Source organism: Nostoc sp., assembly GCF_036917195.1.
Lineage (GTDB): Bacteria > Cyanobacteriota > Cyanobacteriia > Cyanobacteriales > Nostocaceae > Nostoc.
Genome location: NZ_JBALDG010000039.1, coordinates 1 through 16853, shown reverse-complemented (window position 1 = coordinate 16853; position 16853 = coordinate 1). Strand labels below are relative to the sequence as shown.

At 42.6% G+C, this 16853-nt stretch carries 12 protein-coding genes; 3 read left to right on the top strand and 9 right to left on the bottom strand.

Features of this window, described 5'->3' with window-relative positions; genetic code table 11:
- Positions 1–583: 583 nt before the first annotated feature.
- From V7K40_RS13550 to V7K40_RS13535, 4 genes are all read right to left on the bottom strand, one after another.
- Entirely contained in the window at positions 584–712 is a 129-nt protein-coding gene (locus V7K40_RS13550) for a hypothetical protein (RefSeq protein ID WP_334960333.1), read from the bottom strand.
- Between the two features lie 134 nt (positions 713–846).
- Positions 847–2097 (bottom strand): competence/damage-inducible protein A, encoded by a 1251-nt coding sequence (locus V7K40_RS13545; RefSeq protein ID WP_334960331.1) that lies wholly within the window; start codon positions 2095–2097, stop codon positions 847–849.
- 457 nt (positions 2098–2554) lie between these two features.
- Complete coding sequence (gene glyA, locus V7K40_RS13540; RefSeq protein ID WP_334960329.1) at positions 2555–3838, bottom strand: serine hydroxymethyltransferase; 1284 nt, start codon at positions 3836–3838, stop codon at positions 2555–2557.
- A gap of 415 nt (positions 3839–4253) precedes the next feature.
- A complete protein-coding gene (locus tag V7K40_RS13535; RefSeq protein WP_334960327.1) occupies positions 4254–7031 on the bottom strand; it encodes a pitrilysin family protein in 2778 nt (925 codons plus the stop codon).
- 411 nt (positions 7032–7442) lie between these two features.
- Here V7K40_RS13535 and V7K40_RS13530 point away from each other — a divergent pair, with 411 nt between their 5' ends.
- Positions 7443–7928: a hypothetical protein gene (locus V7K40_RS13530; RefSeq protein ID WP_334960325.1), complete on the top strand. Its 486-nt coding sequence runs from the start codon at positions 7443–7445 to the stop codon at positions 7926–7928.
- Between the two features lie 541 nt (positions 7929–8469).
- Here V7K40_RS13530 and V7K40_RS13525 read toward each other — a convergent pair.
- The 5 genes from V7K40_RS13525 to V7K40_RS13505 form a co-directional block, all read right to left on the bottom strand.
- Positions 8470–8967, bottom strand: coding sequence for a hypothetical protein (locus tag V7K40_RS13525; RefSeq protein WP_334960322.1), 498 nt, complete (start codon positions 8965–8967; stop codon positions 8470–8472).
- 395 nt (positions 8968–9362) lie between these two features.
- Complete coding sequence (locus V7K40_RS13520; protein WP_334960320.1) at positions 9363–9836, bottom strand: Uma2 family endonuclease; 474 nt, start codon at positions 9834–9836, stop codon at positions 9363–9365.
- Between the two features lie 173 nt (positions 9837–10009).
- Complete coding sequence (locus tag V7K40_RS13515; RefSeq protein ID WP_334960318.1) at positions 10010–12103, bottom strand: prolyl oligopeptidase family serine peptidase; 2094 nt, start codon at positions 12101–12103, stop codon at positions 10010–10012.
- 419 nt (positions 12104–12522) lie between these two features.
- Positions 12523–12738, bottom strand: a complete 216-nt coding sequence (locus V7K40_RS13510; protein WP_334960316.1) for a DUF2839 domain-containing protein — start codon at positions 12736–12738, stop codon at positions 12523–12525.
- A gap of 116 nt (positions 12739–12854) precedes the next feature.
- Positions 12855–14468 carry an ATP-dependent DNA helicase gene (locus V7K40_RS13505; RefSeq protein ID WP_334960314.1) on the bottom strand — a complete coding sequence of 538 codons (1614 nt, stop codon included), beginning with the start codon at positions 14466–14468 and terminating at the stop codon, positions 12855–12857.
- A 144-nt stretch (positions 14469–14612) separates the two neighbouring features.
- On the opposite strand from V7K40_RS13505, the gene V7K40_RS13500 reads away from it, so the two are divergent.
- Positions 14613–15575, top strand: coding sequence for a M48 family metallopeptidase (locus V7K40_RS13500; protein WP_334960312.1), 963 nt, complete (start codon positions 14613–14615; stop codon positions 15573–15575).
- 482 nt (positions 15576–16057) lie between these two features.
- On the top strand, positions 16058–16483 hold the full coding sequence (locus V7K40_RS13495; RefSeq protein WP_334960310.1) for a hypothetical protein: 426 nt from the start codon (positions 16058–16060) through the stop codon (positions 16481–16483).
- Positions 16484–16853 lie beyond the last annotated feature (370 nt).

The following is a 16853-nucleotide window of genomic DNA, read 5'->3' as shown; positions in this document are numbered from 1 at the left end:
GGTTTCAAACATTGAACCTGTATAAAGCACTCTGCGTTAGCGTAGCTCGCCGCAGGCATCACAAAGAAAACAAGTATCAAAAGCTTTTTGACACTATTGTCAATAATTTTAGCATGTTTGAAACTAAAAACTTTGCTCACTCCCAATAGATGATAAAAAGCGTGAATTGATTGCCAGCAATGAATTCTAGCCGTTTTATAACATTTCAGTTTTTCACAAAATAACGTGCATAGGGTAAATTTTGAAGTACATTTACTCGTGTAGAATGTGGGTTGTAGTCTCAAATTAATGGCATTAATAAAAGCTGAAATACTTGTTCACCTCAAGCGAAAAATTATCCCTGGTTTAGAATACGAAACTACTGGTAATCCTAGCTAGGTAGATTATATAATTACCCTGCGGCCTCGCTCTTTTGATGAGTTTAGTCTGTGAGTTTATACAAAATTTAGTTTTATTCTATAAAACTAAAGGCGATCGCAATCTCTACACCCTATACCTTTTTTAAGAAGACATTGCCATCTTTCTCAGCAACCCAGTATCGCCACTACGCTGAAGGATGGGAATTTTGCTCATAGCTGCATGATTAAACCTCTAACTGTACCCGATCTGCCTGACCACAACCAATAAAGCCTGTTTGGTTCAGCATCGACAATGCGTTCTTTTGCTCCTGCTGAAGCTGCTGGTAATACAATTCAAGAGCAGACTTAATCACATCCGTTACTGCCTGATTAGTCTGCTATTGTATGTAAACTAATTTGTCTAGCATACTCTTCATCTAATCGCGCATTAATTCGCATCGTTAAGTACGCTTGTCATCCAAATCGGATGACAAACTTAACATACCTCCTATCTCGTCAACAACTTCCGGCGCAAATTATCCAACGCTGCGTTTGCACTCACATGACGAATTAAACTTCGACCTCGCACTGTACCAAACTGATACTCAAAACTTGCCACTTCATCCTTTGGCCCAGCCAAACCAACGTAAACTAAACCCACTGGCTTGGTATCTGTCCCTCCAGTTGGACCAGCAATACCAGTAATACTCAATCCCCATGTTGTTGCAAGGCGGGTTTTGACTCCAATTGCCATTTGCTGTGCAACAGTAGCACTTACCGCCCCAAATTTATCTAAATCTTCTGGGTTAACCCCCAGCAGCCCAACCTTCACTGAATTGTCATAAGAAATTACTCCACCCCAAAAGTAATCAGAACTCCCAGAAATCTCAGTTAACATTTGCCCTAAACCGCCACCAGTGCAAGATTCTGCCACTGAAAGCGTTTCTTTTGATGCAAGCAACAACTGACTGACCACGGAAGCAAGAGTATCATTATTAACGCCGTAAAAATCTAGTCCGGCGATTTCTTTAATTTGTTTCTCAATGGGCGCAATTAAGGCTTCTGCTGCTGCTTCTGAATTTGCTTTGGCAGAAACTCGCAATCTTACTTCCCCCTTACCTGCATAAGGGGCTACTGTGGGATTTGGCAAGTTTAAATAGGAAGCAACTTTTTCTGCCAAAGCAGATTCACCAATACCCCAAAACTTTAAACTCCGGCTGTAAATAATTTCTTTACCCCAACCTTGACTTTTGAGAAATGGGACGGCTGTTTCTTCCCACATCAGGTGCATTTCACTAGGAACACCGGGAAAGGTAAAAATCGTGATTTCAGGACGAGGTTGCCAAATGATACCGGGTGCTGTTCCAGTGGGGTTGGGTAGAATTTCTGCACCTTGGGGAATTAAAGCCTGCTTGCGGTTACTTGGTGACATAACCCGACCACGTTGGGCAAATTTCTGGATTATGTCTTCAATGATGTCAGAGCGTTCTACCAACGGGACTTTAAAAAAATCAGCGATCGTTTCGCAGGTGAGGTCGTCTGGTGTCGGGCCGAGTCCACCAGTAAAAATGAGAATTTGCGCTCTGGAAATAGCAATTTCTATAACTTGCTTCAACCGTTCTGGATTATCCCCAACCACTGTTTGATAGTAGTGGGGGATACCTAGTTGCGCTAATTGTTGCGCCAAAAATTGAGCATTGCCGTTAAGGATATCTCCTAGCAGCAGTTCAGTACCAACACAAATAATTTCTGCACTCATTGGAAAGAATAGTTAGAAGTTAGGAGACGCGATTAATCGCGTCTGTACAAGAGTTTGGAGTTATAGCAATTCTATGTGAGGTCAGGGCGAACGCATCTAAATTACTCCTGATCACAACCAAGATTAAGAACCAATGAAGAAATCAGGATTTATCGTTTGATTCACATCCTAAGACTCAATGCGATCGCTAAAATATTTGTCAATAAGCAGGGATTAATGAGATTGTTTTTCAGTCTATTGAGAATAGACTTGTCTTCTTGACATGATGCGGCCGCCCTGTATGTGAGGTTGCGTTTTGTTTAGGTAGTAGGGGCAATTCATGAATTGCCCCTACAGGGTGTTGTTTTGTCTAAGTCCTATAGGCACATCTTCATACAGAATTGGTATTAGGAGTTAGGAGTTCAAAACTTAAAGCTTATCACTCCTAACTCTTAACTCTTAACTCCTAACTATCATCTCAGGCTAGGGCTGGTACAGGAATTTCCAGGTGAGAATATAAGGGGAAGCGATCGCACAATGCTGCTACCCGTTGCCGACAATTTTGGGTAACTACTTCGGAATCTGGAGAAAGCAGGCGATCGCTAATAATATTTCCAATCTCGGTAAATTCTGCTACTCCTAAGCCCCTTGTGGTCATTGCCGGCGAACCTAACCTCAGACCACTGGTAACAAATGGCGATTGCGGATCAAAGGGAACAGTATTTTTGTTAGCAGTAATATTCACGGTACTGACTAGCTGATCCGCTTGCTTACCAGTTAGACCAATAGAACGTAAATCCACGAGCATTAAATGATTGTCAGTCCCATTTGACACAATCTTTAAACTCCGGTTTTGCAATTGTTCTGCCAAAGCACGAGCATTTTCGATCACTTGGGCAGAATAGGTTTTAAACTCAGGCTTCAGGGCTTCTCCAAAAGCTACTGCCTTACCAGCAATGACGTGTTCCAATGGTCCGCCCTGGCTACCAGGAAAAACAGATTTATCTAGCTTTTTACCTAGTTCTGCGTCGCTGGTCAAGATTAAACCACCTCTAGGGCCGCGTAGAGTCTTATGTGTAGTTGTTGTTACTACATGACAATGAGGAATGGGATTAGGATGAAGACCACTAGCAACCAAACCAGCGATATGGGCAATATCCGCCAGTAAGTAAGCGCCGATTTCATCAGCAATGCTGCGGAACTTTTCAAAATCAATTACACGGGGATAAGCCGAATAACCACAAATCAGCAGCTTAGGACGCTCCCTCAGCGCCAGCTCCCGAATTTGGTCGTAGTCAAGTTGTTCTGTTTGTTGGCTGACACCGTAGTGGCTAACTTGGAACCACTTACCTGAGACATTCACAGGTGAACCGTGGGTGAGATGTCCCCCATGAGACAAATCCATCCCCATAATTTTGTCACCTGGTTCCAGCAGGGATAAGAACACTGCAAAATTAGCTTGGGCGCCAGAATGAGGTTGTACATTCGCGTGAGCAGCACCAAATATCTGTTTAGCCCGATTGATCGCCAGTTGCTCGATTTTGTCGATAAACTCACAACCGCCATAGTAGCGTTTACCAGGTAATCCCTCGGCATATTTATTTGTCAATACCGAACCTTGAGCCGCCAGTACAGCAGCGGAGGTAAAGTTTTCACTAGCAATCAACTCCAAGTGGTCTCGCTGACGCTGTAGTTCATCGTTGATTAACTCCGCGATCGCTGGATCAGAGGAGGTAAGAAAGTCTGAATTAGTCCTAGTCACTTCAATTGTCCTTGTGGAAATTTGTACAACGGCTGATTTTGATTGGGCGCAGCACCTAACAGCTTTACAAAGGCGATTAATCGTCTCCGTACTCTGGAGGTTTATTTGTGCCAACTTATTTATTATTAGACGCAAGCTCGATTAATGCATTAATTATCATAACGTTGCTTTTTGAAACTGGGCTAAATAAAGCTTTTTGCGAGCGCTCCTCTGTGGGACAAAAAGCTGAAGCTTCGACAATTGACTGTGCATAATACAACGCTTGCGGTACATGACTGTGAAGTTATCCGCTAGAAAATTTAAACACCCTACATTATTTGTACATTTGTAGGGGCGCAAAGCCTTGCGCCCCTACGTTCGCGGAGCGTCCCGCAGGGATGCGATGTTTTTTTAACTGGAAGTCCCTTATGTGAAATTACGATCCAATCTTGGGTACAGTATCTCCAGGTCCGGCGGTGACAATTACCAGATTTTCCGGCTTAATTAAATCCTCAATTGCCTGTTGCAGTTGAGCTATAGTGACTGCTTGAATCTTTTGGGGAAACTCTCGGATTTCTGCTCGTGAAAGTCCCAAAATAGCATTACTCAAAATGATGCTTGATACATCACTGGGATTAGCTAAATCCACGGGATAGCTATTAGTAATTGAGCGTTTTGCCGTGTTGAATTCATCCTCAGTTACTCCTTGTTCGCGCAACTGTTTGAGTAAAGCGAGAGTACTGGCGATCGCTTTTTGGGTATCTCCAGGAGCAGTCTGCATCTGAATCAAGAAGGGGCCGGGATTGATTCCGGCGGCAAAACCACTATAGATACCGTAGGTTAGACCTTGGCGATCGCGCACTTCCGTACCCAAGCGACTTGATAAGGTATCACCACCCAAAATTTGATTTAGCACCAGTGCCGCATAATAACGTGGGTCTTTCCGAGCGATGCCGTTGTAGCCGATGTAAGTAACAGCTTCTGTCTTACCGGGAATTAGTTTATTTAGACGTGTTAAAGTTTGCGGTAATGATACGGACGCTATTTTAAGAACAGGTAGCTTACCTGTGGCTTGCCATTTGCCAAACGCCTGATTCAGCAAAGCTTTCACCTTAACTGGATCAAAGTCTCCTACTAAAGCGATCGTTGTGGTATCTGGTCGGTAGTGTGTCTGGTAGAAGCCAAGCAAATCATCACGAGTAACGCTCTTTAAGCTCTCGGCCGTGGGAAAGCTATGGAATGGATGATTTTCTGGGTAAATTGCTTGCTGAAATACTTGTCGTCCCAGTCCTCTGGGGTCATCTAGCTGGACTTTGAGACTTATCAACGCCCGCTGGCGACTCAGTTCTAACTGGTCGGCTGGGAAAGTAGCGTTTTCTAACACATCTGCCAGAGTTTGAATCAATATCGGCAGGTTCGCTGAAAGTCCCTCACCGCTGACGCTAACTCCCTCGCGGCTAGCACCGAAGTTCAAATCGGCTCCCCGGTCTTCTAAGGTTTTTGCTAGGGTAAGAGCGTTTTTAGTCTGCGTCCCATTCATTAAGTTAGTCGCAGTCAGATTCGCTAATCCAGCTTTTTGATTGCCGTCAAATTCAGTACCGGCGTCAATTTGTCCACTCAGGTTAATCGTGGGGAGGTTGCGATCGCTCAAGAGCAGAACCCGCAAACCGTTATTCAAGGTAAACTCTTCTGGTAGTGATTGTTTGCCCGAATCTGTAGCTGATGTGGCAGGTGGAAGATATTTAGCCAGTTCTGCTGGATCTACAGGTTTACCGGGGCTGAAATTTTCCACTGTTCGACCAGAACCAGCGCTAGAAGTCCCTGGTTTACCATCTGGTTGAGTTGGCTCAAAGAAGCCGATGGTTTGTTTAGCCGGATTTAGGTAAGTTTTTGCTATTTGCTGCACCTCGGCTGGGGTGACTTTAGCGATCGCAGCCAGATACTTTTCAATAAAACGATAATCGCCGGCCACAGTTTGGTTATATCCCAGTTGGCTAGCTTGACTAGTAATGTCTTGGTTACCCAAAATATACGAGGCTTGCAGTTGCGTCTTCGCTCGGTTTAATTCTTCTGTAGTGACTGGCTGCTGTTGCAATTTTGCTAAAGATTCCTGGAGCACCTGGTCAATCTTCCCTAACTCTTGACCCGGAGCCGCCGTAGCATTAATTTCATACCAACCTGGTTCAATGAGTTCGGCTGCACCGCCATTCACCGAACTAGCGAGTCCAGATTCCACCAACGCTTGGTAAAGCCGAGAGCTACGTCCGCCTGTGAGAATGGCATCCATCACATCAATTGCCGGCACATCAGGATGCTTGATATCTGGTAACGGATACACCGCTTGCAGTAGTGCCGCACTTCCAGGCTGCTTGAGGACAATCGGCGCTTTTTTAGCAACAGAGGTAGAAGCACTCACCTGGGCGGAATTTTTAGCCACAGCCGTCTTGGCTCGTTTTGGCAACTTCCCATAAGTTTCTTTAACAACTTTCAGTACAGGTTCTGTGGCAAAATCCCCTGTGATCACCAACGTGGCATTTTCTGGGCTGTAGTAGGTTTGGTAATAATTCCGCACCTGCTCTACCGTGAATTTTTCTACATCTGCTTTTGTACCTCCCACAGGTAAGCCATAGGCTCTGCTAGGAAAAGCATCTTGCATCACTGCCCGACTCAAACGATAGCCTGGTGAATTTTCGTACCCCTGTAACTCGGAGATCACCACCCGCTTTTCACTTGCGAGTTGTTCAGTCCCAACTAAGGAGTTTTCCATGCGATCGGCTTCTAGTATCAACAATGCTTCGAGTTTGTCTCGTTGCACTGTGCCAAAGTAAGCTGTTTCGTCATAACTAGTAAAGGCATTGAACTGGCTACCCAAGGCACTAAACAACCTTCCAAACTGCACTGGACGGTCAGTTGTACCCTTGAACATCAAATGTTCTAGCTGGTGAGAAATGCCATTCTCTCCCTTAACCTCGTTGCGTGAACCAACTTTATACCAAACTTGTACACTCACAACTGGAGCGGTATGGACTTCCTTGGTTAGCACTGTTAAGCCGTTGTCCAATACCGTTTTTTTCACTCCTTGGGTGAATGAGAGAGCAGATACAGGTGCGACTGCTGTCGGTGTTGCAGCATTCGTAAAATTCCTCGAAAAAGGCACAATACTTAGGAGAAGGCTAAGTAAAAACCCGATAAGCATATATGAGCGTAACTTCATAAGCAATGCAAAATTCAAAATCTCTAATTATAAAACAAAATTCTAGTACCGTTTTGAAAAAGTCAAAAGACTTATATTTTCAGCTTTTTTACCATTTTCAATGGTAGCTTTATTTTCGCCATGCCGTAATAGTCGGTTTTCAAGTTTATCTATTTGCAAGACACCTACGAGCAATAGCCGACAACAAGGGTATAAAAATAACCTTACCTATTTCTTGCCACTTATTCCCTATTTTCAAGATAGATGTAACTTTACGCACTGTTACAAATTTTTGCAGGTATATTAACAAGGATTGCAATGTGTTCGATTTGACAAGTTTTTCGGAATATCCACCTTTATAATTGGTTTAATTCTTATTGTCATCCCATCAGGGTAGATATCTTGATCAAACTAGCAATAAATTTTTGAGATATGCAAACAAGAAACTTAATTGCATCATTCACATTAGGTATAACCTTAGCAGCAATACCTGTATCACAATCTCATGCCTTAGAAGAAAACACACCGGACGTGTATAGTTTTACAGGGTATAATTTAAACGGTGAAAAAGTCAGTATTAATTACTCAACAACAAGCTTTATTGGCAAGCCCTCTTTCCAATATAAAGACCAGAAACAGACATTAAACTTTGAAGGAGAAAAGCAGATCCGTACTGTAGAAACAGAAATTGGTACATTAGTGACTGTGACTATTAAACAGACGCTAAATGGTGACTACACCACATTTAGCTTGCTCATACCCCGTGTAAAAATTGGATTGGGCGAGGAAGTAAAAGTTGTAACTAACGGAATCACAACATTAAATCGTTTTTCTACGATTCCTCAATCCAACCAGCAGCAGAAACAATTTTATACAATAATCAATCTCAAGGGTACAGCCCGATTTGTCGTGTTTTAAGCACAAGAGGGATATAGAAATTAGACTTCTTGCTCAGATGAAGGAAAACAGTAAGGGTGAAGGTAAATAATTGTTTATTTCCACCCTTATTGCCAGGGCTATTTCATTCTAAATCCAGGGCTATTTCATTCTAAATGTAGACGCGATATGGTAAGATACAGCGCCAGTTCTACTTCAAGCATCTATATACCGTGTCTGAAATCGAAATTATCAAAGCTTTTGCAGGTCTAGAAGACCCCCGTCGCCGCGCCGGACACAGACATAATCTACCATTATCTTTGGCACTTTTCACATTAGCGTAGGCGCAGCCCGCCGTAGGCATCGCAGCAGGGAACAAAGGATTTTTAGCAATTGGAGACTGAAGTGACGGCAAACTCCCTATTTTGATATTAAACATCAAAACTATTACTCAAAGGGCATCCTGCACTTTTTTGTCTCTATCAGAGAACTCAACAAGCATAACGATACAGTTCTCTCAGTATTACTGAGGTTTGAGAATTTTTAGTAAGTATCTATTTTACTAAGTTACTAAACTTTCTGTTTAGCGATAACCTCCGTCGGGTCGGAGCATTATCACTCGTTTTTGTCCGACTTGAGAAAATCGCGTTGCTCCCTTTATCCTTTTATAAACCTGTGAACGGCTGATGAGGTGGAAAATGATCGGCGGTTTATTATTTTTTGTCCTTAGATCTGTGCGCTCTACGAGAGTACCATTTTTCCTATCTAGTTCATATTTTGCCTTAACCTTGTATAGGGATGGAGGAGAGTTAGAGCATGTGAGCGTAACATTAGTCTCAAGAACTATGCCCTGAATTTCTCCTGTACCATTGATGACCCCACGTAGGCCATTACACAACGAGAAATAGGTAGAACTCCCAGTCAAACTGAGCGTGCCAGCTTCGTTGAGTGTAATTGAACGCAACTGGTTCCCACCATCATCAGGATCGATACCTTCCCATAGACCAACGAAAGGAATTTCTCTCTCAGTATTTGCTAAGACGCTCTGACTAGTGAGTCCCGTAATAATGAGCGTAGCCATTACAATCGTTTTACAAAGTTTCATGTTTTTCTCCTTGTTGCTTTTACTACTTTCAAACAACTACTAACAACTTTATCTACTTAAATCTGTCCGGCACGGCGACGCGGGTCTTTTATATCTGCAAAAGCTTTTATAATTTCGATTTTAGACACAGTAGTAGGAGCAAAAAGCTATAATTTGCGTTATATTATACCATATTGCGCCTTCCTTTAGAATGAAATAGCCCTGCCCTTATTGCTTAACCTGATTCCCTTTTAATTTGGCATCTGGATGATAACATCTTTTGATCAAAAGCTTAGAAGTAGCTCAATGGCTTATTACAACAGATTTTCCCACTTGTGATTTTTATGAGCGATCGCCTTTATAGACCAAATACGGTTCAGTTAAGGGTTTAATTAGCGTTTAATTTGCTTAGGAAAGCTAGGAACTAATAAAGATTGCTCTAATTCCCCTTGCTCATTATAAAATTTAATTTGACCTTGTTCATTACATAACCATACTTCCACAGCTTGGGCTTCTAAATATAAATTTCTTTTAAATTCCATTTCTTCCAAAGTGTTACCACTGGATTTAACTTCTACACAAATTTCTGGTGCAATAGATGCTGATACTTCGTCTTCAATTTCAGAAAATCGTTCCTCTGAACACCAGACAACATCAGCAACTTTCACACCATCTGATGTGTTAATAGCACATGGCATTACTTCTCCTCTATTCAATAAAGATTCTAATAAACGTTGGATTCTTCCTTGATAAAAAGAATGTTTAATTTTGACTGGAATCATTACGATTTGACCCCATTTATTTAATTCAAATTTGAAGGGTAAATCTTGTACTTGTTTGTGTTCACAAACTTCTTCCCATCTCATAGTTAATATTTGGCTAGAGTGATTGATTTAATTTTAACTCATCTATCAATATCGAGTCTCCTCCTCTCATTGCTAACATTTACCGTTGATTGATAGCAAAAACACTCACGCAAAAACGCAAAGTTTATTTGAGCGGCTTGGCGTATTTGCGTGAGATAATCAGTTACATTATTCTAAACTTCAACATTCAAAGCACGCACCAAAAAAGCCCATTTATCTGCGGCTTCTTCGATGATTTTAGCCGTGGGTTTACCCGCACCATGTCCTGCTTTAGTCTCAATTCTAATTAGCGTTGGCGCATCACCTACGTGAGCTTCTTGTAAAGCTGCGGCAAATTTGAAACTATGAGCAGGGACAACGCGATCGTCATGATCGGCTGTGGTAATTAAGGTTGCTGGATAAGCTGTATCTGGTTTGAGATTCTGCAATGGCGAATAAGCATACAGTGCTGGAAACTCTTCTGGATTATCTGCTGAACCATATTCGGAAGTCCAAGCCCAACCGATGGTAAATTTGTGGAACCGCAACATATCCATCACCCCGACTGCTGGTAAGGCTGCACCAAACAAATCGGGACGTTGTGCCATGCAAGCACCCACTAATAAGCCGCCGTTACTACCACCTGCGATCGCCAGCTTATCAGTCTTAGTATACTTATTAGCAATCAGCCACTCAGCTGCGCCAATAAAGTCATCAAAGACATTCTGCTTTTTATCCTTTATTCCTGCTTGATGCCATTCTTCGCCGTATTCTCCGCCGCCGCGGATATTGGGCATAGCATAGACACCACCCATTTCCATCCATACCAAAAGACTCACAGAAAAACTAGGTGTCATTGAGGCATTAAAACCACCATAAGCATAGAGATAAGTCGGGTTATTTCCATCTAATTTAATGCCCTTTTTATGCGTAATAAACATTGGCACTTGAGTACCATCTTTACTATCATAGAATACTTGTTTTGTCTCGTAATTATCAGGATTAAAATCTACCTCTGGCTGGCGAAAAATGGTACTTTTACCAGTTATCATATCGTAGCGATAGATAGTTCCTGGTGTGGTGAAACTGGTGTAAATATAAAAAGTTTCGGTATCATTACGTTTTCCTCCAAAACCTCCGGCTGAACCAAGTCCAGGTAGTTTTACCTCGCGGATAAACGCACCTTTGAGGTCAAAAATTTTAATTTGGCTGTGAGCATCTTTGAGGTAATCTGCAACAAATTGGTTATTAAGTATGCCTACACTTTCTAACGTTTCTGCCGATTGGGGGATGATTTCTTGCCAATTTTCTGGAGCAGGGTTTTTGGTGTCAATCGCAATAATTCGTCCTCGTGGTGCATTTAAATCCGTGCGGAAATAAAACAGGCTATCATCATTATCAATAAAGCTGTAATCTGCCTCAAATTGGTTAATTAATTCTACGACTTCCGCATTATGGTTAGTCAAATCTTTGTAGAAAAATAAATTCTTGGAGTCAGTTCCCAGCCAAACAGAAATTATTAGATAGCCTCCATCTTCAGTAACACCGCCACTAAAACCCCATTCCTTTTGGTCAGGACGATGATAAATTAGTATATCTTCTGATTGGGGTTTACCTAGTTGATGATAGTAGAGCTTTTGATAATAGTTAACATCTTCTAATTGAGTTTTTTCATTCGGTTCATCGTAGCGACTATAGAAGAAACCTTGATTATCGTGTGTCCATGATGCACCAGAAAATTTAATCCACTTCAGGTGGTCTTGCAGGTCTTCACCAGTTTCAACATCGCGGACTTTCCACTCTTGCCAATCAGAACCAGAGGCGGATAGACCGTATGCTAAAAGTTTGCCATCCTCGCTAATAGACAATCCTGAAAGAGCAACAGTGCCATCTTCTGAAAGTTTATTGGGATCGAGTAAAACTTTGGGTTCGTCTTCGAGGGTTTTCAGGGTGTAGAAGACACTTTGGTTTTGCAGTCCGTCATTTTTGAAATAAAAGTAGCGTTCGGTGGAACCGTCTTGCAGAGATTCACCTTCTTTAAAAGGGATACCATATTTTTCATAATCCCAAAGTTTGGTGAGGCGCTGTTTAATTTTTTCCCTGGTAGGAATTTCACTCAAGTAGCCAAAAGTAACTTGATTTTGTGCCTCAATCCAAGTCCTTGTTTCTTCAGAGTCAGGATCTTCTAACCAACGGTAAGGATCTGCGACTAAAGTCCCGTGGTAATTATCGACTTGATTGCTCTTGTGGCTGGATGGGTAGGCGAGGGGTTTTTCAGAGGAGGGCATAATCTCAGGTCAAAAGTGCTTCTTTACATACTACAAAGATAGACCCAAGACGTGGAGCATACACTGACTAAACCTGGGGGAAAATTCCAATTGGAAAGAGTACCTGCTGGGGTACTACTAAGTAGCAAGCAGTCCCGTTAGGATTTTAATCAGCAAGCAGGATAAACTAATCCGCTTGGGTTAGGGAGGATCAAGCCTTAATCCAAGCGAATTGAAGTATAAACAAGCGATGTCTAAGGGCGGGCTACGCCTACGCTCATTTAATTTGCATCAGTTTTAAGCCAAACCCCTTATCTGGTATATTTCTATAGCGTTTCTCAGTTGAGTCCAATAGAGACCTGACAAGAGCAGCTCGTTCCCTACTAGCGTTGGGGAGTAAGATTCAAAGTCTCTCTGAGTCACAAAGCTAACAGCAAGATTTAGAAGACTACTTGCCACCAACCGAAGGCTGGGCCGATAAAACGGATAGTTGCCCATCCTACAACCATAAGGATAATGCCTATCCAGGCACCACGAGTAGTCCAACTGACAAATAGTTCGGATTGAGCTTTTGTGATGGGAACCCAACGCAAGATCCGAGTCTCTTGACCGTATGTTTCCCCTTGTCTGGTTTTACGACGCTTTGCTTCACCCATAATCAGCAACTCAAATTTTACTTAGGTTCTAAATTTATCTTGCCAGGAATCATGGCTATAGAGAGGCAATGAATCGCATTACCTTCATAAAATGTAAATTGGGTGACAAATTGACCTTAAGCGGAATTTTCTTCACTAGTATTAGAAAACAGGCTTGGATCAAGATAGTTAATCCGTGCCACAGGACTTAAGGCAGCAAGAATTTGAGCGCCGTAGCTACGATTAACTACACGACTATCAAGTAAAGCAACAATGCCTTGACTTTCTCTAACTGGAGCGATCGCTCTTTGTAATTCATTCAAGGCTGCTGGCAACAAATATAAACGGAACCAATCTTGATGCGATCGCTTATAACGAGCTACCCTACCAGCTACTAGAGGATTTTCCAAAGATGGTAGGGGTAAAGTAGCAATAATTAACAAATGAGGTGCAGGCAAAACTCGTTGATGTTCTCGCCAAAATTCCCAACCGCTAATCAAAATCCCATTTTCATCTAAACAAGTTTTTTCTACTTGCACCCGCGAACCAAACTCTGAGGCCAGAATTGTCGCCACTTGAGACTTGAGTGGTACATCCCCCACCAAGACAACCGTTAATCCTGGTGCTGTAGCACTTAGACAAACCAGTGTGCGGACTTTGTGAATAAATGCCGCTTGAAATTCTGGTGTGTTAGGTAGGGGCAATTTATAGGGTACATACAGTTGAATTGCTTCCGCTTGACTTTCGGAAGAGAAATTTAGACAAGTTAAATCGTCCAAACCCAGGCGCTGTTGGAAAAGAGGAGCATCAGTTTCCGGTTCTATGGCGCTACCAATTAAAACTACTGGTTGTCGTTGCCAAATGGGCGAGAGGATTTCCCCTAATTCCATTGGGGCGTAATGCAAAGAAAATAAACCTTGTCGATGGGCAATAGTCGCCCAGAAGAGAGGAGGGGGAGCAGGGGAGGCAGTGCGTTGCGCGGGTTCCCCGCGTTGTAGCAACTGCCGTGAGGCAGGGGGGGAAAGATTTTCATCAAGGATTTGTAATTGTTGCCAGAATTGTTTCCAAGGTTCTGGCAGTGCTTGTACTGACTCTAAAGCAGAATAGAGACGGCTTAAAATCTCTATTTCTGGCTGGGAAATTAGATAGCACTCATAGGGATTGGCAGGATGCTGAAAAAGTTCGTGTGTTAGTTGTATCCGTGCCTCGCTAATTGCCTCAGCTTGGTTTGGGCAAGCTAGTATCAGTTGATCCCAATTATGGGGTTGAATATCTTGGGTAAGTTGATGACGCACCCAATCTTCAAGATCATCTACCCCATCAATAATTGTAGGAATGCCTTGGGGAAAGCGATCGCCACCAGCAAATTGTCCTCTTAACCAAGCTTCCGGGGAGGTCAACAGTAGCCCTTGAAACTCAGCATCAGGCCAAGCGTCACCTGTTCTAATCGATTTGTTAGCTGGTAGCCACTGCTGTAGACGGGGAATTTCTACCTGTAGCAGAAGTTGCTGCACCGCTTCTTGAGCAACAATAATTACAGGACCATGCCACATTAGGGCTGATGCTACGAAACTGGTGCGATACCGCCCTTGATAGCCACAAACCGCCCCTACTTGAATTAGGGCACTACGTCCCAGGCGCAAGGCGCGTGCTACCAACCGTGCCATCGTCAAATGATGGGGCCAGGAAGGGAACCCCGCTTGCGATCGCAAAAAGTTATGTAGTGACAAATGAACTTCTGCCTCAATCACACGCTTTTAATTCCATACAAAGTGACTTTTACTTCCAATTGCCCCATTTCTATTATTCAGTTCTCAGCTCTCAATTACCAGTTAATAGACTGTTTACTGATAACTCTTCACTGATAAGTGTTCACTGACCCAATACCCTGAATTATGCCAACTTACACAGGAATTTCCAGCGAAGCCTTTAGGCATCCACTAGATCGCCAAGCCGAGCAAGCTTTACGAAATTTACCGGGATTTGATTTAATCGCTCGTAAATTTGTGGAATTTATCTACGAACGCCCTCAATTAGTCTATCTAATGGGTAACACCATCCAAGTCGGGCCGCGTCAATATTCCACTATTTACCAGATGTTTCGGGAATGCGTCCGAGATTTGGACATTTACCCAGAACCTACACTGTTTGTCTCGCAAAATCCCCAAGCAAATAGTTATGCGCTGGGGCAAGAGAATCCTTACATAGTCATAAATACAGGGATACTAGACTTACTAGACGAAGCCGAAATTCGGGCGGTGCTAGCCCATGAACTGGGGCATATTAAATGTGGTCATACTATTTTAATTCAAATGGCGATGTGGGCGATGAGTGCTGCTTCTGCCTTGGGAGAATTGACCTTCGGCATCGGTAATCTTGTAACACAAGGCTTGATTTACGCCTTTTTTGAGTGGCGGCGGAAAGCCGAGTTATCGTCAGATCGTGCCGCACTTCTGGTGATGGATGACTTGAATCCCGTGATGTCAACGATGATGAAACTCTCTGGCGGTAATAATAAATATGCCAATGAATGTAGTTTACAAGAGTTTATCAAGCAGTCAGAAAATTATCAGGCACTCGATGAAGATGGACTGAATCAGGTGTATAAATTCTTAATGTACAATGGCGCTCAGGGTATGATGTTGAGCCATCCTTTCCCAGTTGAACGCTTGCATTACTTACGGACGTGGGCAATATCCGAAGAATACCAGCAAATTCGCCAAGGAAATTATCAGCGATCGCCTGCTTCTGGATCAGTAAATGTTTCAGCAGAATCTTCCGCAAATCAAACAGAAGCTTTACGCCGACAAATTGAAGAATTACAACGAGAAATCGACAGAATAAGAAGGTCTGAGTAAATTGCATTTTATCAGCACTTACGCATTGACAGATTAACATAAATGAGCAGTAAAACGATAATTTTGTACAAACTTGGATTTGAGTCTAGATTTTGGCAAAAGTAAAACTCCTCTTGCTTACTTAGATAAACTGAAAGTACTGCTAATCCAGTTAACTTTGCCACTCTAGTTTTTTTGGATTCCCTCAAAGCGGATAATATTTTCTAGCTGGACTACCATCCTCTTGGGGTGGGACAAGTCCAAGATTCAAAATTAAGACTTGAAAATTGCTTAACTATCAGGACTTACGCACGGGTCATGAAAGAACGAACCACAGAGACACAGAGAAGCCAGTGCGTTGGGCGGGTTCCCCGACTTGTTCGCGCAGCGTCTCCGACAGGAGAAGCAACTGGCGCAACACGGAGGAATGAGAGTTTGAGAGGTTTTTTGCGTAAGTCCTAAACTATATCTCAGCATTAAATTAGATGTAGGCATTTCTCAATATGGCAATTCACTTGACAAAACGGCTTTTTGTGTTTGCTGCTATTCTAGCTTTTGTCCTTTTCATGCCGGGAATTGCCTTAGCTGCACCCGTTCAACTCCATACTACTTCTAGTGTCATTTTCACCCAAACTACTAAAACTGCAAGCTACTCCACCTCGTCGGAGATTAACCTGACTCCCTTACAAAGTCAACAACTCCAGGCTGTGCGTCAGAGAAGAAATAGAGAAATTGAGGCAGTTTTAAATACATCACAACGTGCCCAACTCACTCACAATCTCCGGAATGGTAATAATATCAATCAAGCCCTAGAAAAACTGAGTTTACAACCAGAACAGCAAGATTTGGTAAAGGCGATCGTGCAATTTACTAACTTGAAAATGAAGGCTGTTTCATCTAGACATTCGCTAAAAATAGTACACAAATAAAGCTTAGAATTGCATAGGAAAATATTGAATCTTTGTCAGAGAAGATATCAATAATATTTTCTCTGACAGCCTTTTGGATAAAATGCGATCAAGCGCTCGCACTTTTTCTTATAAATATCTCATCGAAACAGTGCAAAGCAATCAGTGCTGAGTGTTAACGTTGCACAAGGCTTGTCATTACCCACATTTTTGTAACAATCAAAGTATCGCATTGACAGACATCCTGCCTAGAATTTCAGTTCAGCATATTAGAAGCCAATACAGTTCGATTAATATCAGGACTTACGCAACTGGCATAGTGTTGGCACTAGCTCTACAGATGGCTCTTGAGAGAAGAACGCTGGGAGATGGGGCAGCAGCGGTTTTTGGA

Bases quoted from the DNA above. Each gene is read 5' to 3' on its own strand.
- V7K40_RS13545 (WP_334960331.1), bottom strand. From the start codon at position 2,097: ATGAGTGCAGAAATTATTTGTGTTGGTACTGAACTGCTGCTAGGAGAT.
- V7K40_RS13535 (WP_334960327.1), bottom strand. From the start codon at position 7,031: ATGAAGTTACGCTCATATATGCTTATCGGGTTTTTACTTAGCCTTCTC.
- V7K40_RS13530 (WP_334960325.1), top strand. From the start codon at position 7,443: ATGCAAACAAGAAACTTAATTGCATCATTCACATTAGGTATAACCTTA.
- V7K40_RS13525 (WP_334960322.1), bottom strand. From the start codon at position 8,967: ATGGCTACGCTCATTATTACGGGACTCACTAGTCAGAGCGTCTTAGCA.
- V7K40_RS13520 (WP_334960320.1), bottom strand. From the start codon at position 9,836: ATGAGATGGGAAGAAGTTTGTGAACACAAACAAGTACAAGATTTACCC.
- V7K40_RS13515 (WP_334960318.1), bottom strand. From the start codon at position 12,103: ATGCCCTCCTCTGAAAAACCCCTCGCCTACCCATCCAGCCACAAGAGC.
- V7K40_RS13510 (WP_334960316.1), bottom strand. From the start codon at position 12,738: ATGGGTGAAGCAAAGCGTCGTAAAACCAGACAAGGGGAAACATACGGT.
- V7K40_RS13500 (WP_334960312.1), top strand. From the start codon at position 14,613: ATGCCAACTTACACAGGAATTTCCAGCGAAGCCTTTAGGCATCCACTA.
- V7K40_RS13495 (WP_334960310.1), top strand. From the start codon at position 16,058: ATGGCAATTCACTTGACAAAACGGCTTTTTGTGTTTGCTGCTATTCTA.